Origin of the sequence: Spirosoma sp. SC4-14 (assembly GCF_037201965.1) — a bacterium.
Lineage (GTDB): Bacteria > Bacteroidota > Bacteroidia > Cytophagales > Spirosomataceae > Spirosoma.
In genome coordinates this window covers 6884236-6901452 of sequence record NZ_CP147518.1, presented here as the reverse complement: position 1 = coordinate 6901452, position 17217 = coordinate 6884236, and the positions used below count along the sequence as shown (strand labels likewise).

The 17217-nt window shown below is 50.4% G+C and carries 12 protein-coding genes; 6 read left to right on the top strand and 6 right to left on the bottom strand.

Annotation, left to right across the window (positions count from 1 at the left end; all coding sequences use genetic code 11):
- Positions 1-93: 93 nt before the first annotated feature.
- From WBJ53_RS28475 to WBJ53_RS28460, 4 genes are all read left to right on the top strand, one after another.
- Positions 94-1272, top strand: coding sequence for a Gfo/Idh/MocA family oxidoreductase (locus WBJ53_RS28475; protein WP_338872638.1), 1179 nt, complete (start codon positions 94-96; stop codon positions 1270-1272).
- A gap of 81 nt (positions 1273-1353) precedes the next feature.
- Positions 1354-2187 carry a ThuA domain-containing protein gene (locus WBJ53_RS28470; protein WP_338872636.1) on the top strand — a complete coding sequence of 278 codons (834 nt, stop codon included), beginning with the start codon at positions 1354-1356 and terminating at the stop codon, positions 2185-2187.
- A gap of 107 nt (positions 2188-2294) precedes the next feature.
- Positions 2295-3110 carry an SDR family oxidoreductase gene (locus tag WBJ53_RS28465; protein WP_338872634.1) on the top strand — a complete coding sequence of 272 codons (816 nt, stop codon included), beginning with the start codon at positions 2295-2297 and terminating at the stop codon, positions 3108-3110.
- Positions 3111-3265: 155 nt separating this feature from the next.
- The gene (locus WBJ53_RS28460) at positions 3266-4039 is read left to right on the top strand and encodes a hypothetical protein (protein ID WP_338872632.1); all 774 of its coding nucleotides are present in this window, start codon (positions 3266-3268) and stop codon (positions 4037-4039) included.
- Between the two features lie 246 nt (positions 4040-4285).
- Here the strand turns inward: WBJ53_RS28460 and WBJ53_RS28455 are convergent, their stop codons facing one another.
- From WBJ53_RS28455 to WBJ53_RS28445, 3 genes are read right to left on the bottom strand one after another with little or no spacing between them, the layout of a single operon-like run.
- Entirely contained in the window at positions 4286-6565 is a 2280-nt protein-coding gene (locus tag WBJ53_RS28455; RefSeq protein WP_338872630.1) for an FAD-dependent oxidoreductase, read from the bottom strand.
- Positions 6540-9389 (bottom strand): sugar-binding domain-containing protein, encoded by a 2850-nt coding sequence (locus tag WBJ53_RS28450; RefSeq protein ID WP_338872628.1) that lies wholly within the window; start codon positions 9387-9389, stop codon positions 6540-6542. The genes WBJ53_RS28455 and WBJ53_RS28450 overlap by 26 nt, the downstream gene beginning before the upstream one ends.
- A gap of 12 nt (positions 9390-9401) precedes the next feature.
- The gene (locus WBJ53_RS28445; RefSeq protein ID WP_338872626.1) at positions 9402-11123 is read right to left on the bottom strand and encodes a sodium:solute symporter family protein; all 1722 of its coding nucleotides are present in this window, start codon (positions 11121-11123) and stop codon (positions 9402-9404) included.
- A gap of 32 nt (positions 11124-11155) precedes the next feature.
- On the opposite strand from WBJ53_RS28445, the gene WBJ53_RS28440 reads away from it, so the two are divergent.
- Together WBJ53_RS28440 and WBJ53_RS28435 are read left to right on the top strand one after the other, a co-directional pair.
- Positions 11156-11596 (top strand): hypothetical protein, encoded by a 441-nt coding sequence (locus tag WBJ53_RS28440; protein ID WP_338872624.1) that lies wholly within the window; start codon positions 11156-11158, stop codon positions 11594-11596.
- 23 nt (positions 11597-11619) lie between these two features.
- Positions 11620-11775 (top strand): hypothetical protein, encoded by a 156-nt coding sequence (locus WBJ53_RS28435; RefSeq protein WP_338872622.1) that lies wholly within the window; start codon positions 11620-11622, stop codon positions 11773-11775.
- A gap of 76 nt (positions 11776-11851) precedes the next feature.
- Here WBJ53_RS28435 and WBJ53_RS28430 read toward each other — a convergent pair whose 3' ends face one another.
- Genes WBJ53_RS28430 through WBJ53_RS28420 form a run of 3 tightly spaced genes read right to left on the bottom strand, consistent with a single transcriptional unit; the run spans position 11852 to position 17217 of the window.
- Positions 11852-14374, bottom strand: a complete 2523-nt coding sequence (locus WBJ53_RS28430; protein WP_338872620.1) for a glycerophosphoryl diester phosphodiesterase — start codon at positions 14372-14374, stop codon at positions 11852-11854.
- Positions 14375-14411: 37 nt separating this feature from the next.
- A complete protein-coding gene (locus WBJ53_RS28425; RefSeq protein ID WP_338872618.1) occupies positions 14412-15386 on the bottom strand; it encodes an FAD:protein FMN transferase in 975 nt (324 codons plus the stop codon).
- Positions 15387-15408: 22 nt separating this feature from the next.
- Positions 15409-17217 carry an FAD-dependent oxidoreductase gene (locus tag WBJ53_RS28420; protein ID WP_338872616.1) on the bottom strand — a complete coding sequence of 603 codons (1809 nt, stop codon included), beginning with the start codon at positions 17215-17217 and terminating at the stop codon, positions 15409-15411.

Genomic DNA, 17217 nt, shown 5'->3' with positions numbered 1-17217 from the left:
AGAGCGAATGAGTGAATGGCTTCGCCCGGTATTAATTCTGCACCTATGCGAAGCCATTCGCTCTTTCGCTCTTTGATTAACCCCCTTAACCATATGAATAATTCACAGGATAATCGACGTAAGTTTTTAAAAGAATCGGTTGCTACGGCGGCTGGTCTGATAATGGTACCGGGCTTTTCAGACGCAGCATTCAACATGCCCCCGCGAGTGGTTATGGAAGAAGATTCCCAGCCGCTGATTGCTCCGAAAGCGGGCCGCATCAAGTTTGCGGTCATCGGTATGAACCACGGCCATATTTACGGGCAGGTAGAAGCCACCATCCGGGGTGGGGGCGAACTGATTTCGTTCTATTCCAAAGAGCCCGATCTGGCGGCAGCCTTTGCCAAGCGGTATCCGCAGGCGAAACAGGCCAAAAGCGAGCAGGAGATTCTGGACGATAAGTCGATTCAACTGGTGCTCAGCTCAATCATTCCCGACGAACGGGCTCCACTGGGCATTCGGGTGATGAAGGCCGGAAAAGATTATATGTCCGACAAGCCGGGTATCACCACGCTGGAACAACTGGCCGAAGTTCGGCGGGTTCAGAAGGCGACAAAGCGGATTTATTCGATCATGTACAGCGAGCGCCTTGAAAACAAAGCGACTGTAAAAGCAGGAGAGCTCGTTCAGGCAGGGGCCATTGGCAAAGTGATTCAGACCATCGGGCTTGGCCCACACCGCATTACGCCCCAATCGCGGCCCGACTGGTTTTTTGATCGCAAACGATTTGGGGGCATCATCTGCGATATTGGCTCGCATCAGTTCGATCAGTTTTTGTTCTTTACGGGGTCTAACAAAGCCGATATTGTTGCCTCGCAGGTAGGAAATACCAGTCACCCGCAGTACCCGAACTTCGAAGATTTTGGCGATGTCATGCTCCGGGGTAATGCAGGGGTTGGCTACATCCGGGTCGACTGGTTTACGCCCGATGGGCTAAAATCGTGGGGCGACGGACGTCTGACTATTCTGGGTACGGAAGGCTTTATCGAAATTCGGAAGAACATTGATCCCGGCGGACGCGAGGGTGGCAATCACCTGTTTCTGACCGACAACAAAGAAACCCGCTACTATGATTGTAGTAAGGTCGTGTTGCCATACGGTCAATTGCTTGTCGACGATGTGCTGAATCGTACCGAAACGGCCATGTCGCAGGAGCACTGTTTTCTGGCTACCGAACTGGCGCTGAAAGCCCAGAAACAGGCTCAAATGATTCACCTGACCGCTAAAAGCTAGGCAATTGGTCAAGTTATTAGACCTAAAAGGTTTTAGAAACCTTTTAGGTCTGTTTATCAGCAACTGGCTATTTTAAGACCAATGAACCGTTCCATTCTACTTCTCTTTTTTACCCTTTTCTTTGCCCATACTGGCTGGTCGGCCAACGATGTCAACTGGAAGAAGGTGCGTGTGCTGGTCTATACTAAAAACGGTAAGGGTTATGTGCACGACAACATTCCATCGGCTGTTGCCTGCATTCAGAAGTTGGGTCAGCAGCATGGTTTTAAAGTCGATGTGTCCGATCAGCCTGCGGTTTTTACGGAAGATAATCTGAAGCAATATACGGCTCTGGTTTTCCCGAGTACGAACAACGATGTGTTCGACACCGATGCCCAGCGACTGGCGTTTCGGCGGTATATCGAAGCCGGTGGCGGTTTTGTTGGTATTCATTCTGTAATGGGCACCGAGCGCAACTGGACCTGGTTTAAACGAATGCTGGGCGGTACGTTTGCGTGGCATCCGCACTTTCAGAAACTGCGTCTTAACATCATCGATTCGAAGCATCCGTCGATGCAGGGGTTGCCCAACGTCTGGGAAAAAGAGGATGAATGTTATTTCTCGAAAGACATGACACCGGGGCCAACCGTTGTGATGGTGCATGACCTGACTTCGTTAACTCCGCAGAATCAGGAAGAAAAAGAAAAAATAACGACAAATCGGGGGTCGTTTACCGAACTCTACCCAGCCGCCTGGTACTACAATTTCGATGGTGGCTATACCTGGTGTACGGCCCTCGGACATAACAAAAAAGATTACTCCGATCCCACATTTACGCAACATATTTTTCAGGGGCTACGCTTTGTTGCTGGTCAGGTAAAGAAACTCGATTTCACAAAAGCCTACGCCGATTCACGCGATACACCGATTCGGTAAAATAGTGTATGGTTTATTGTCTATGGTTGCGCTGCTGATTCAGAACCTAATTGAGCGGAGCAACGATAAACCATAGACAATAAACCATAAACCCAACAAATTTCAACATGGAACAGCAACAGGCGGTGCCGGGCGCATCGCAATCAATATATCCTGGCGTTTTTTCGCTCGAAGGCAAGCTGGCACTAATTACGGGCGGTGGTAGTGGTATTGGGTTCGACATTGCTCGTTGTATGGTATCCGCCGGTGCGCGTGTCGTCATAACCGGTCGTCGGGAACAGCCGTTGCAGGAGGCCATTAAAACCTTGAACGATGGCAGCTCCGATACTCAGGCTCACTATATGGTCAACGATGTTACCGACCGGGCGTTGCTGGACGGTCTGGTGGAGGCCATCGAAACAACGTATGGACCCATCGATATTCTGGTCAACAATGCCGGTGTTAATATGAAAAAACCCGCCCTGGAGGTCAGCGACGAGGATTTTGACCGCATTGTGCATACTAACCTGAATTCGGTTTTTAGTCTGACGCGTGCCTGTGCGCAACGCATGATGGCCCGTCAGCGCGGATCAATTATCATGATCTCGTCGATGGCTGCCTACTATGGTATCGACCGGGTTGTGGCGTATGCAGCCTCTAAATCAGCGGTTGAAGGAATGGTTAAAGTGCTGGCGTCGGAGTTTTCGGGCAATGGCGTTCGGGTCAATTCCATTGCGCCCGGATTTATTGAAACCGCCATGAGCAAAACGGCCATGAGTGGCGATCCCGACCGGTTTGCCCGCGCCATGCGCCGTACGCCAATGGGCGCATTCGGTAAACCCGAAGATATTGGCTGGGCGGCTGTTTTTCTGGCTTCCGAAGCCGCCAAATACATTACGGGCGCGTCGCTGCCGGTCGATGGCGGTAATTCAATCGGGTTTTAGTCGTGACACAACTTTAATTGTCCACAGAGGCCACAAAGTTTACTATTGATTTTTTTGTGGCCTCTGTGGACAATTAACTATAAAACGATCCTTTATGACTCATTATGAAAAACGGTTTTCTCATCACTGTACATGCCTTAAGACCATCCCTACCTATGAACTATTTCAAAACTGCATCACTAGCTTTTCTTGTCTTCATGGCTGCTTCGCTGAAGGCTCAGTCTGTCGGCAAAACCTATACTTATCTCATTTACCATAAACTCTCGGCGGGCCTGACTATTCAGGATGCGTTACCGGTAGAGAAAGAGTGGCGGGCCATTAATCAGGCTGCGGTCGATGAGGGCAAACTGATTGGCTGGTTCATGATGGTGAAACAGATGAGTTCGAACCCCAATAACGATTATGATTATGTCACGGTGATTGTATCGCCCGAAATGAGCATGAAAGGAGCATCGGCGGAGGCAATGGCAAAACTCTACGGCGATGATGTAAAGAACCGGATGGCTGATCTGCAAAAGCGCGACCGGGCTACGGCTCCTGTCGTGAAGATGGAAATCTGGGAAACTATTGACGCTGCATTTGGTAATGCCTTTTCACCTGAAAAATCACCACTGGTTGTTGTCGACTTTATGAAACTGCGCGATCCAGCTAGCGACTGGACAACGCCATTAGCCCTATTGAAGCAACTGAATGCTAGTCGCTTGAAACAAGAAGGCGTTATCGGGGCCGGGCTGTCGTCGCTGGTTGTACCGAAAGGTAGTGAGAAGGGCTATAGCCTGATTGCTTTTCAGAATGTAACGAGCCAGAACGTTCTGGCGAATCCCAGTACGGAAACGGCCAGATTACAGACGCAATCGAATCGCTCGTTCGATGTGGTTCGGCAGGAATTGTTCCGCTTCACTGAGTTTACAACCCGACCGAAGAAGTAGCTACTTGTTCGTGATACAATCGCGGACGAACATTTTGGCATTTCAGTCTCGAAGAGATGATATTTTTATAGTGCTTTCTGCTATAGCATTCAAAGCCCCGAAGGGGAGGATAGAAAATGTTACCCCTTCGGGGCTTTGAATACGGGGAGGGCGCTATAATACGTTCATTCCTTCGGGATTATTAAGCTACTCATATATTCTGCTCAATGCCCGTCCGCGATGCAATCGCCGACGGGCGTCCCATACCTACTCATACACCCTGATCTCCATCAGGGCAGCAGGAGCGTTGCCGTTCATGGCTTTCAGATGGATGGTCAGGCTGCTTGTCTCCTGCGGCTGTTCAAACCGGATCGTGTTGCGGCTCTGATGATTTTCGGTCTGGTGATAAATTCGTTCATTGCGGTCATTACAGAGAATATATTCCCGAACGCAGAATGGCGAGGCCGTTTCGGGATGAATCATGATGACTGATTCGAGTGGATGGTCGAAATCGCTATCGAAAAATAACTCAATCCGGCTGATCGACTTCTGCTCGGGCCATTGTAACGTCAACGTCGGATTCGGGTCGTTCGGAGCGGCTACCCAGGCATTGGGTTGGCTAATGGGCCGCTGAATACCATTGCGCACATTTTCGGCCTGAAACAGCCGAATGCCATTGGCTATTTTCAGCGCAATGTTATGGCCTTTCGGTCGTCGTTCGGGGCACCAGAACTCAAACGTATCGACGCCAATATCTTCGGTTGGTTCCTGTTTGCCATAGTTCGAAACGGCTGGATTTGTTTTGTTAAATACCGACAAAACGCCCGTTACGCGCAATTGACTGTGCTGTAGCTGTATGTGTTTGTTTTTCAGGAAGCATACAAACACATAATCTGGCCGATCCAGTTGAGCATCGAAAGGCAACTCAATATCGTGCCTGCCCTTACTAATGGGCAGTGTCAGAGTCTGTAGCGTAACATCAGGGGTGTGATTACCGGATTTGCTGCTTTTCCGTAGCTCAACGACTAGTTCGGTATCCTGATCGGCCGATACAAAGGCTGTCAACTGCGGAATCGGGCCAGCCGCTAGCGGTAGCATCTGAGCCGCCGGATGATTCAGCGTAACCATCGGACCATCCGGTGGGAGGCTGTTCAGTATCAGTTCGCTGGATGCCGTCAGTTTGGCCCGATGTGCCAGATCCTGTTCATCGTGCAACCTGAGTCCGGGTATGTAATGGCCAATACGAAGCAACTCTGTTTGTAGGGAAGCCATCCGCTGCTGCTCCGTAAGATCGCGCGGTTGCAGACCTGCCTTTGCACACAAGGCAGCAGCCATACCAACTGCCTGCCCAACGTTGGCGCTGGTGCCCATTACGCGCGAGGAGCCAAAGGCAACGTGTGAGGCTGAAATAATTCGTCCGGCCAGAAACAGGTTACGGATGTTATGCGAATAGAGGCACCGGTATGGAATCTGATAAATGCCTTTGCTATGCCACTGATTGCAGCCCGGTTTTTCGCTAAAGACCCCATCGGCCGGATGTAGATCGATGCTCCAGCCACCAAACGCCACGGCGTCGGTATGTTCGCGCTGTTCTACTATGTCCTGCTGGCGTAGCATATAGTCGCCTTCGAACCGTCGGCTTTCGCGTTTGCCGGGTATTTGGCCAACCCATTCGAGCGTCATGGTTTCGGCTTCGGGAAACTGCCCCGAATTCTTAATGTAATTCCAGACCCCGTACACTACCTTCCACAATTCCCATTTAATCTCCTCCGTGTCGTGCACCGTATCCAGTCGCCCGCCGTATTCGAGCCACCACAACTGACAACCGTATTCCTGTGCATTAAACCGCCGGTAACGTGGAATTTTTGTGATGTCGTTCAGCGCATAAGCGGGAGGAACAAAGCGAACCGGGCGTCCGGTATCTTTTGTATAAAAATACATCGAGTGGCCCAGCAATTCGCCGTACTCGGCCGAGGGCGCAAATTTTTCGCCGAACTCTTCCATCGATTCGGCACCCATCCGAAAGGCAGCCCCCGCCTGAAAGCCCACAATTCCATCGCCCGATGCATCGCAGAACAAAGGAGCTATCAGCTCATAAGCTGTACTGTTCTGGCTGCAAAAAGCTTTCAGACCACTAATGGTGTCGGCGTCCGATTTTTCGACTTCATATACCGCCGTATTGAGCAGTAGCTTGATGGTAGGTTCACTAGCAACTTTTTCGAGCAGAATTGTATCGAAAATCAGCGGATTCCCTTCGGGATTTCGATACCAGTTTTCGAGAAGTAGTTCGTCGATAACGCCCCCTTCGCGGGCCCAGCGGTTATTATTGCCCATATGCGATGTAGCGCCAAGGACCCATAAGCGCACCTCGCTCGATGCGTTGCCACCCAACACGGGCCGATCCTGCACCAGTACCACCTTTGTGCCCGCCCGAGCCGCCGTAATGGCACTACATACACCCGATAAGCCTCCGCCAACTACAATCAGATCGGCCTCGTGTCGGATAGTTTTTAACGTTCGTTTATCGGTTGCGTTGGACTTTATCATTCGGTTGAACAGTTAAACTTGCTGAATAGGTTGATTGACCAGCCTGATTTAGTGTAGCAAGCCGGTACTGATATGTCTTTTTGATATCTAATCCTGTGAGGATAAACCGACCGGTTTGAGCCGTAGAAATCGGTTGCTGTTGCCACGCAGTTGACCCCGCTGGCTGGTATTGGAGCACATAGCCTGTTGCTTTGGCAACCGGTTCGAAGCAAATGACAGCATCGCGCCCAGCCCGAACGATTCCCTGCAAAACCGGAGCAACCGGGCGTTGACCTCCATCGGGCGTCACATTGCGTTCTTCCGACCAATCGCTGTCGCTCCAACTGTCGGTTACGCGCTGGAATCGGAAAAAATACGACTGACCATTGGTTAAGTTTGGCACGAACAGCGTACCGGGATCGGTGGTCTGTACCGTGCGGGCATTGGCATAATTTCCCGGTTGGGTGGTCACCTGAATTCGGTAGAGGTAGTCTGTCTCGGGACTGGCGTAGCCGACGTAGAAACCGCCGTCGGCGGGCTCAATATGCTGAATCACGGGCGGTGCGTATTGCGTTGTATCGACTTTTATCCGACGAACATCCGGCGATTGTGTTTCGCCCGCATTATTCACGTCAACGATAGCGACCTGATAGGTTTTTCCTAGTGTAAGCTTTGGGATGTCAATGTAATCGTTGCTTGTGGTTGGTGTTTCCTGGTTCAGAGTCGATTCGCCATAGCGGGCTTTATAGGCCGTTGCGGTTGGGTTTTTCTGAAAATGAACACGGATCACACCACCACCGCTTGTGCCATTGTAATAGGTTCGGCCGCCGTTAGTATAGGTTATTACTGCGGGTTTGGGTTTTTGTAAAAAAAGTGTCGTATCGGTCATCACATCGCCCGTAGCGGAGAGTAGTTCAATGCTCATCGCAAAGGCATTGTCGGGTTGCCAGTTGACGGTATAGGTTTTGGTGGCATCGCCCGGCCTAATGTCGGGCAACGCCAGCAGGCCACCCTGTTCGATTTTACCAGTCGCATCCGTTCGTTTCCAGAGCAGCCGGTAGCCATGCAATGGAAAGGCTGGCAAGTCAAGCGCTCCGCGTGGGGTCAGCATTACGGTAGCCGATGAGCTGGCCAACTGTAGGGCCAGCTCACGAACCGGACTGTACTCTTTCCGGATTGACTGATACGCCCGTTTTTTCCGTCGGTATACATCGACAACGCCCCACGGCCGGTTTTCTGAGCCTTCTTTGGTGCCATTGAACCGGCTCCGATAATCGTTAAACGTCCACAGCGATGCGCCAATCAGGTACGGGAAATTTCGGATGGAGTCGACCAGCAGATGCGCATTCAGATTTCCATCGAGGTTTTCGACCATCTGGCCAATGCCGTATTCGGTGTAGAAAAGCGTTTTGTCTGGATGCTTTTCGTGGATCTGGCGGGTGTTAGAGGCTAGATTCTGACTATAACCGTTCACCAGGCCCATATCGCCAGCATCAACAATATCGGGCGAGAATCTGCCCGTATGACTCACAACCGATAGGTAGCGAGTGCTATCTACCGTTCTGGCATACGGAATCGCTTTTTCAACATAGGGGAGCGACTTGGGGAAATAGCCGATTTCATTACCCACACTCCACATAATCACACTTGGGTGGTTATACTGATTGGTGATCAGACGTGTGAGCCAGTTACGCGATGTAGCACTGTTGGGGTCGGCAAATCGATCGAAACCCCAGAGTGGAATCTCGGAAATAATGAGCATACCGCGTTCGTCGAGATAATCCATCACTTCTTCGGGCAGGCACAGGTGCGACAGTCGGGTCATGGTGCAGCCAAGCCCTTTCAGCAGATCGATATCTTCTTTAATACGCCAGGTGGGCAAGGTATTCCCGGTCGTCCGGTCGTCGGGTACCAGATTGAAACCCATTGGCCGGATAACTTCTCCATTTAGCTTCAGCGTATAGGCTTTGTTGTCGATCTCGATCTTACGAAGCCCGAAGCGATTACGTTGTGTTTCACCGTTGGCGAGCGATGTAGTGGCCGTATATAAAAACGGATCATCGAAATGCCAGAGATGCGTTTCTTTGGGCGTAAGCGTCGTTTGTACAAGGGCTGATGCGGTGGTGCTGGCTGGTATGCTTACGTTGAAAGGCAGGGAGCGTGTAAAACCATTCGTAGCCGTTAACTGCACCGTTCCGGTCGCTTCGGCTGGTTGACTACTGTGGTTCTGGAGAAAAACCCGAACAGCTACCGTTGCCGTTTTTTTTGTTAAATCGACCGAAGGCGTAATGTGCTGCCGGACAACTCGAACCGGCTCCGAGATTATCAATGAAACAGGCCGACGAATGCCCCCCCAGTTCCAGGTGGCTCCCCGCGTGAGCGAGTTATCGGCGCAAACGACCAATGTGTTTTGACCGTTGGTATTCAGCCGCTTCGTTACGTCGAATTCAAAAGGCAGAAAACCGCTGTGGTTTTCGCCCAGTTTCTGACCGTTGAGCCACACGCTGCAATCGTGATAAACCGCTTCGAACAGTAGCCGAACTACATGCGTATTGCCAGGGTCAGGTATTGTAAATGTACGACGATACCACCCTTTCCCGACATAGTGCGCATACTCATTCCGTAAATCCCAGTTGCCAGGTACGGGCAATGAATCCCAATTTGCAGTAGCGGTTTGGGGCCGGAACCAACCTTGTTGTTCACCTTCGTTGTTCGGATCGGTCCGAAACGACCACGTACCATCCAGGGTGGTTTTCTGCGCCAGCGTGGAAGAGGCCAGGCCGACCACCAGCAGGGCAATTGTCAATAATTTATAATTCCGGCTATTAGTCATTAATGGTTGCATTTTCCAGGCTGCTTATTTCGATTGAACATCTTCGGGTAGTGGTTCGTCAATTGATTGGCTCCGCTGGCTGGCTCGCCACGGAATCAGAGCCGCGAGCAGAATTACGCCACCAATAATTGACGTGATAGAGCCGCCTGCATCGGCCAATATTCCTAAACCAAACAACATCAGCGCTGTGAACACCAGTGACCCGGCAATCACTTTTAGCCCAAATCGGTTTTGCTGAGCAATGGCTTCTTTTTCCTGATCGGATGTGGCTTCTGATACATCGTCGCGCTTGCGCTGGCGAGCAGCCTGGTACTGAAAGTGTTCTTCAGCTACCAGCCCTTTCGAGCGGGCGTAGAGTTCATAAATCATCAACAACACTAAGGTTAGCCCAACACCAATTACTGTTTCGGCCCCCCGCGACAGTTTGAAATCGAGCAGGATAGGCGACAGCACTTTGAAAAATAGGTTTACGGCCAGACCGATGCTTGTGATCCAGAGCGTAGCGCGGCTGGTCAGGCGTTTCGAGAACAGTGCCCAGAGTGGGGGAGCCAGCAACGGTCCACCCGTTATGGACGAAATACTCAGTACGACTTCTACAATACCCCCCGCTTTGGGGACGAGTAAAGCAATCCCGATCATGCCCAGACCGAAAACCCAGGACGAGCCTCGTGCTACACGAATAAGCTGGCGATCCGATGCGCCGGGGTTTAGTAAGCCCTTGTAAATGTCATTCGTAAATACCGCCGATACCACATTGAGGGCTGTATTGGCACTGGCTGACGTAGAGAAGTACATACCTGTCAGCATTAAGCCCAGCAGACCCGGCGGAAGAACTAACTGGCAGATTTTGAGATAGGCGTTTTCTGTATCAAGACCGGTCAGCGATGGGTCGATAACATGATAAATCATGGGCGGCATCATCCAGATGACCGGACTAATCAAATAAAGTCCGGCAAACAGAAAGGCTACCTTCCGCGCTGACTTCGGACTGTCGACGCTGGTATAGCGCTGCACAAATGTCCAGTTGCCGCCGATATAAGCGATGTGGTAAAAGACAAAAGCGAGTACGAAGCCGAGTGTGTATTCGCCGTTCAGGACATTGAAAAAATCATTGGGAACGGCCTGTACAAAGCCATCGAAGCCACCAACACGATCAAATGAAAGGGGGAGGAGAATGAATACGGCTGCCGATAGCACCACAAACTGGAGAATGTCAGTTACCATTACGGCCCATAAACCTCCAACGGCGGTATAGGCAATCATGAAAATACCCAGCCCGATGGTTGTGGGCACAAGCGGCAGGTTCAGCGACGAACTTACCAGCTTAGCCACCGGATAAAGCACTGAGCCCTTGATGAAAATGCTGACCAGTGTGAAGATGAAAATGTAGGCTTTCTGCACCGTTAGGCCGAGTCGTTCGCGGATAAATTCGGCGGCTGTCAGCGCTCCGGTCGCTTTCCAGCGTGGTGCCAGGTATAGGCCCGTTACCAGCGCACCAATGCACATGGTCCACTGAATGGTGATGGCAACCCAGCCATATTTATAAGCGATACTTCCCCAGGCAACGAAGGTGCCAGCCGAGAAAAAGCTCATAAACAACGACAGCCCACCAATGAACCAGGGAACGGCTTCGCCACCCGCAAAAAATGACTTCAGATTACGTCCTGTCCGGGCAAACAACATCCCGATTCCCAGCACAAAAGCCGAGAAAATGACAATGACGGCGGTATCGATAGTTGTATTCAAGTTTGTCTATTTTTGTGTAAAATTTGTTACTTGTGCAATACCCCAGCTATTCATTTCGGCAGGCTGATGAGGCCACTCAGTTCTTTTTTGAAAGCATCGGCCCGAAAGGTGTAATTCAGAAAGCAGTTATTTTTAGCCTGATCAGCGAACCCACTGTTTACAACCTCGCATTAGGAGATGTTAAGCCCAATACCGCAGAAGTCGACGACCAGTCGGTTAGCGACAATGGCGATACGGCTGTTATTCTGGCTACCATTTTTCAAATCACGCATCAGTTTTTGTCGGCTAATCCAACGTTTACAGTGCTATTCAGAGGGAATTCTGCTTCTCGAAATCGACTCTATCGGATGGCTATTAACCGAGAGAAAGAGGAACTCTTGAGCTATTTTAGTATGTTTGGTTACTATCACGATTCATGGGAAGAGTTTTGGCCTAACCGCCCTTATGTAGCTTTTCTAATTCGGAAAAAATGAGTTTTATAACAACCAGCACAGACATGAAGGCGACTAAAGAGCCCGTAACGCCCAGAATTGCACCTAAGCGCATCCTGAAAGGGAAAGATGGGCGAGTACCATTTGCTGATAAAATTGCTGCTGATAAAGCCTTTCTCGAACGTGTTGGCCTTCCCGAAGAGCTTAAGAAACCCCAATAAAATGACAATGACGGCGGTATCGATGGTTGTATTCACAATGGTTCGTTTTACGGGAAAGTCTGACAGAATTGCTCGTTTATAACCCTTTTGCGTCGACCGTAATGACATCCAGACCAAAAGCAGGTAGCTGCTTCGACATGGTTTTTCCATTCCTGATCGTCAGTTGAAAATCGCTTTGCTGAGCGCGGTTATTCAGTAAAATCACGAATAGTTTTCCACCCTCTACGGTTCTGGCCAGTATGTAGTCGATCGACGGATTATTGAGTTGAACCAGATTCTCATTAATAACCAGATTGACTTTTTCGCCATTGACGGTGCCCGGTTCGAATCCGTATGTCTGATGCGGACCTACCTTAGGCGTAACAAACCCACGTGGGAACGTAACGCGCCCGTTGGAGCGGAGGTCGGCTTCGGCCAGCAGATAATCCGTCAACCACCCAATTTGCCACCATGCATGGTGCGGATAAGGGCCTGCTCCCCGGTTCATGGCTTGCCAGTAGTACGAAGCAACGCTGGTTTTGGGATCAACAAAAGCATCGCGACCAATGGCACCAGCTCGTGCCATATCGGCAAAAATGGGTTCTTTCGTTAGTCCATACATGCGAATGAACATGCCCGCATGGCTGCACAACTGGATAGGACCGTGGCGGGCCGCCGATCCGAAAATACCACCATGCTCGAAACTAAGGCCCGTTTGGCTGATCTCCCAGTCTTCGCGTTGAGTGCCATTCACCATTTTTATGGCATGATCGGCAATTGGGTGCGTATAGATCGATGTTGTATAGATTTTGGCGGCTGTGATGGCCGCGTCTTTATAGCGTGCATCGTTGGTCAGATCATAGAGGTCCAGCAGCGCCTGCGCCGATTGACCTGTCGCAAAATCTGGCGCGTAACGGGCATCGCCACAAACGCCCAGGAAACTCCCCGTTTCAATCGCGTTTTTCAGGAACCAGTCGGCTCCTTTCCGGGCAGCGGTCAGGTATTTAGGGTCTTTCAGAATCCGATAGGCCACAATCAGCCCGTAGAATGTTGGCCGAAGATCCTGAATGTCTTTGAAGATTTCCTTCTCGGTATGACGATCGTAGGCCACCGCCCATTGCCCATTTGGTTTTTGCCAGGTAAGCAACCGATCGGCGCCAAAACGTAGTCGCTCTTTAAGTTCGGCATTGCCTGGCTCAAACAAGAGCATGTTGCCAATGTCGAGCATGGTGTAGTATGTCAGCGCAATGGGTTCAACCACTTCACCCCACTCTTCGACGAACTTTTTCGATTTGGCCAGATAATATTGGCCCTCAACCGCTCCCTTGAAAAAGTTGTTGCCCGTTTCCTGCTGAACCAACTTGAAATTCAGGGCATAAGGCAATACATTTTTTGTTAACAACGGATCTTTGGTTGCCGTAGCGAGCATCCACATCGCGCCGTAGTCGGAGTTTTTCATGGCGTCTTTATTTGAACCGACTACACCGCCCAGATACGATTGTGCCCCAATTTTCTTGCCCTCAAACTCTTCAATGTTCCACATCGACGTTTTGGGGTCGGTGAGGTAGTGGTGCATTTTCTGAATCCGGTCGGTCAGCGATTGCTTGCTCTGTCGTAAGGCCAGTGTTTCTTTGAACTTGTAGACATCATAAACAGCATGGTTCAGTGCTTTGAACCAGTCGCCATCGGTCAGGCTGTAGCGAAAGGTATAACTCACGGGCTCGCCTGTTTTTAGGCTCGACTCGTTTTCGCCCAGCACCGGATAATAGAGCGTTGGCGAAAGCTGGGCTTTTCGATTCATGTGCGATAGGCCAATTTTCCAATCTGTCTGCGTGATTTTATCCTTTGCCCAGGGGTCGCGGGCCAGGCCTGGCTCTGGAATTACGGCCAGCGTAATGCCATTTTTAGCCGTCATCATGGGGCTAAGCGTACTTGCGCACCGTTCGCGGTAAACAGCTGGCAGTGTCGGAATACCATGACCATAGGCATAAGCCAGTGCAAAGTTTTTCTGGAATTTGTTGCCCTGAAAATAGCCCGGTACAGTAGCCCAGGCCAGATTCTGTTCTGTAAGGCTGGTTAGGGTAGGAGTAGCCAGTGAAAAGTAACCGTCTTTTTTGGGCGTAATGGTTTGCTTAACCACAATGTCCGACGGAAATTTTGGGTCGAACGACCACTCGGTTCGTATCGTGGCCACGTCGGTTTCCTGCTGAAATTCAAGGCTGTTTTTACCCGATTGTTTACCTGTTTTCGGGAAAAAATAGAAAGACTGTCCGGCTTTGTTGAGCGATACGGGGTTGGTACTCTCAGCCCATTGTAGCTGCTGGTAATGATATTGCTCGCCCGGAAAGACGGCGCCGGTTATGTCTTTAAAGGTCGTATCAGGTTTATCAGACGGTTTGTCGGCGGCATAGATCAGGGTGTTTTCGCCCGATGGGGCTGGCATCGTTACCCAGGCATTCCCTTTTCGGACAGAAACCTGCCGAATCGTCCAGCCTTTGGCCGAGGATGCCCAGTCAATTTTAACCCGATCATTGGCCAGCGATAGATTTTTGGCCGATTGTGCCCAGGCTGGTAGTGTAATGGCGGTCAGTAAAATAAAAAGTCCTCTTGGGTACTTCATCGTTTTTCGGTAGTTGAACTAAACCGGCTAATCAGGATTACCGTCCTGGGCTGGTTCGTTGTACATTGGTTAAGCCTGCGGTTGCATAGGTCTGCAATTGTCCACTGGTATCGGTATACATCAGGTAGGCGTCCAGATCGGGCCGATTGGCTAAAAAGCGTTTCGTTTTTTCCAGTCCCATCACCATAAAGGCTGTATCATAGCCATCGGCCGTGATGGCATCGGCGGCAAAAACCGTTACACTCAGCAATTCGCTTTGCTCCATCATACCTGTTCTGGGGTTAATGATGTGGCTAAAAATCTGCCCATCCGATGTGTAGTGATTCCGGTAGTTTCCGGCGGTGGTCATGGCCCGGTCCAACAGGTTTAGCGTTACATATAATTGATCAGGATGAAGCGGATTGGGTATGCCTACCGTCCAGAACTGACCGTCGCCTTTTGGTCCTTTGGTTCGAATTTCACCGCCTATTTCTACCATATACTGCCTTATGCCTTTTGTTTCCAGAAATCCGGCCAGCACGTCGACCGAATAGCCCTGAGCGATTCCGTTAAAATCTAATTGTATGTTTTTCTTCTGTTTACGGACTGAACTGGAATCGAACCTAATGTTTTGTAAGCCAACGAGCCGTAACAGCGAGTCTATGTTTGTTATATCAGTTGATGCCGGTTTTTTCGGGCCAAATCCATATGCTTCAACCAGTGGTAATACGGTTGGATCGAAAGCACCATCGGTAGCCCGAAAAATTTCTTCCGATTTCTTCAAAACCGAATAGAAATAGGGCCGCTGAAACCGATGACTCATTGCTCGATTGAATTGCGACAATTCGGAGTCGGATCGGTAAATCGACAGGCACTTGTCAAATTCAGCCAGTAGCGAATCAATGCTGGGTTTCATGTTGCGTTGCCGTGAATCCCTGTATTTGATCCGGTACGTGGTTCCCTGCGTTTCGCCTTCCAGGCTGACTAGTGGCGATTGGGCCTTTATTATTGTTGTCGATAGTATAACGAACAACAGAATAAGCGCCCAGCCAGCCTTAGGGTTTACCTGCTGTGGCTGTGGGTTCGTCTTTGATAATGGCCATAAATTCTGGCAGATGATCCTGATAAACGCCACGCGGTGATGTATTGTATTTTTTAGCCACATACGATGCAAAGCCAACTACCTCACCCATCATACCGCAGGTTCGCATGACGCGCGTACTGCCAAACGCCACGTGCGTTGTGCTGATGTTGCGTCCGGCCATGAACAGGTTGGAAATATTCTTCGAGTATAAACAGCGGTATGGAATGGTGTAGGGAGCCACTTTAATGTGTTTCGTTCCGGCAAAAAACTCCTGCCCGTCAAAGTATTTGCTGTTCTTGGGGTCGGGAAAATGCAGGTCGATAGTCCAGGTGGCGGTAACGGTGCCGTCGGGATATTGTTTGCCGTCCTGAATGTCCATCTGATTCAGAATGTGATCGCCGATTATGCGTCGCGATTCGCGTTTGCCGCCGATGTAGGCTACCCAGGCGAGTTCGCGTTTGGCATATTTTTCTTTCTTGTTGTTTTTCAGATACGACCAGTTGCCAAAGATGGCTCGCAGGTTATGATCCCGGATTTTTTCGGCATCGGTAATGGTATTATAATTTCCGAAACCCGTTTCCCACTCCCAGTCGGCTTTGGGCTGGTCGATGTGGTATTCGTCGGAAAAAGGAAGTGCCCAGGGCGTTTCGGGAAACGACGATATCGTATCGCGTTCCAGCGATGCCCATAGGTTTGAGGTGCCCAGCGTGAAATCGTCGGTTTTTTCGGCCGCCAGCGATTCGCCGGTTTCGGCTTTGCTTTCGCGGCCAAATCGGTAGTCGGCACCGGCCAGGTAGCCAATGGTTCCGTCGCCGGTACAATCGGAGAAATACGTTCCTTCGAAGCGCGTTTCTTGGTTGGTAGCAATGTCGCGACCAACCACTGCCACGATTTTGTCTTTATCTTTTTCGACTTTATAAACGTGTGTATTCAAAAACAACGTGATGTTCCGTTCGGCCTTCACGATAGCTGTTTTGCGGGCATCGCCATATTCTTTTGCATCGGGGTTGCCGTTGCCGGGGTCGCCATTGTCCATTTCCCGCACAATACGACCTAGTTTCGGATAGTGGTTTTTGTCGGTGTCGCCCATCAGATGCACCCGAATTTCGGAGCTGTTGTTACCGCCCAGCACCGGACGATCCTGAATTAAGGCAACTTTCAGACCCATGCGAGCGGCCGAAATGGCAGCACAGGTTCCGGCAATACCACCACCAACTACGACCAGATCGAAATGACCGGCATCGGCTGTTTTGCCCGTTAGATTCAGGATTTTATTCCGAAAGGCATTGAGGTCTTCGAGTTTGTTGGGGGGAGTAAATTTGGCGGCATTGGTAAACAGAATTGCATCGCACCGACCGTTGAAACCCGTGAGGTCATGTAGGGCAACGGCTACCTGATCGGTTGTTATGTTGGTTTCGCCACCATAATACCATTTCCATTCGTCGGAACCACTTTCACCAAAAATCATCGGCAACGGCTGATTGTTGAGCCTGACCTGGAATTTGCCGGGGCCTTTGGGGAAAGGAGCCCAGTCTTTTGTGCGTACCCAGACCTGGTATTTGCCTTTCTTCGGAAAGTTGACCGTGGTCGTTGCGTCTTTTACCGGACGCCCCATGCCATGCGCCATCAGATACGAAGAGCCCTGAACCACAAACGATTGCTGGTCAATGACCCAGCCACCTTTGTTGGAAAAGGACTCGGTTTCCAGAAAAATGTGGTCCTGAGCCGATAAATTCAGGCATAGAAGTAAGCAAAACAGAACGTTGACTACTGTTTTCAT

What these genes read in the sequence shown, in the direction of transcription:
- WBJ53_RS28475 (WP_338872638.1), top strand. Translation starts at nt 94, where the DNA reads ATGAATAATTCACAGGATAATCGACGTAAGTTTTTAAAAGAATCGGTT.
- WBJ53_RS28470 (WP_338872636.1), top strand. Translation starts at nt 1,354, where the DNA reads ATGAACCGTTCCATTCTACTTCTCTTTTTTACCCTTTTCTTTGCCCAT.
- WBJ53_RS28465 (WP_338872634.1), top strand. Translation starts at nt 2,295, where the DNA reads ATGGAACAGCAACAGGCGGTGCCGGGCGCATCGCAATCAATATATCCT.
- WBJ53_RS28460 (WP_338872632.1), top strand. Translation starts at nt 3,266, where the DNA reads ATGAACTATTTCAAAACTGCATCACTAGCTTTTCTTGTCTTCATGGCT.
- WBJ53_RS28455 (WP_338872630.1), bottom strand. Translation starts at nt 6,565, where the DNA reads ATGATAAAGTCCAACGCAACCGATAAACGAACGTTAAAAACTATCCGA.
- WBJ53_RS28450 (WP_338872628.1), bottom strand. Translation starts at nt 9,389, where the DNA reads ATGCAACCATTAATGACTAATAGCCGGAATTATAAATTATTGACAATT.
- WBJ53_RS28435 (WP_338872622.1), top strand. Translation starts at nt 11,620, where the DNA reads ATGAAGGCGACTAAAGAGCCCGTAACGCCCAGAATTGCACCTAAGCGC.
- WBJ53_RS28430 (WP_338872620.1), bottom strand. Translation starts at nt 14,374, where the DNA reads ATGAAGTACCCAAGAGGACTTTTTATTTTACTGACCGCCATTACACTA.
- WBJ53_RS28420 (WP_338872616.1), bottom strand. Translation starts at nt 17,217, where the DNA reads ATGAAAACAGTAGTCAACGTTCTGTTTTGCTTACTTCTATGCCTGAAT.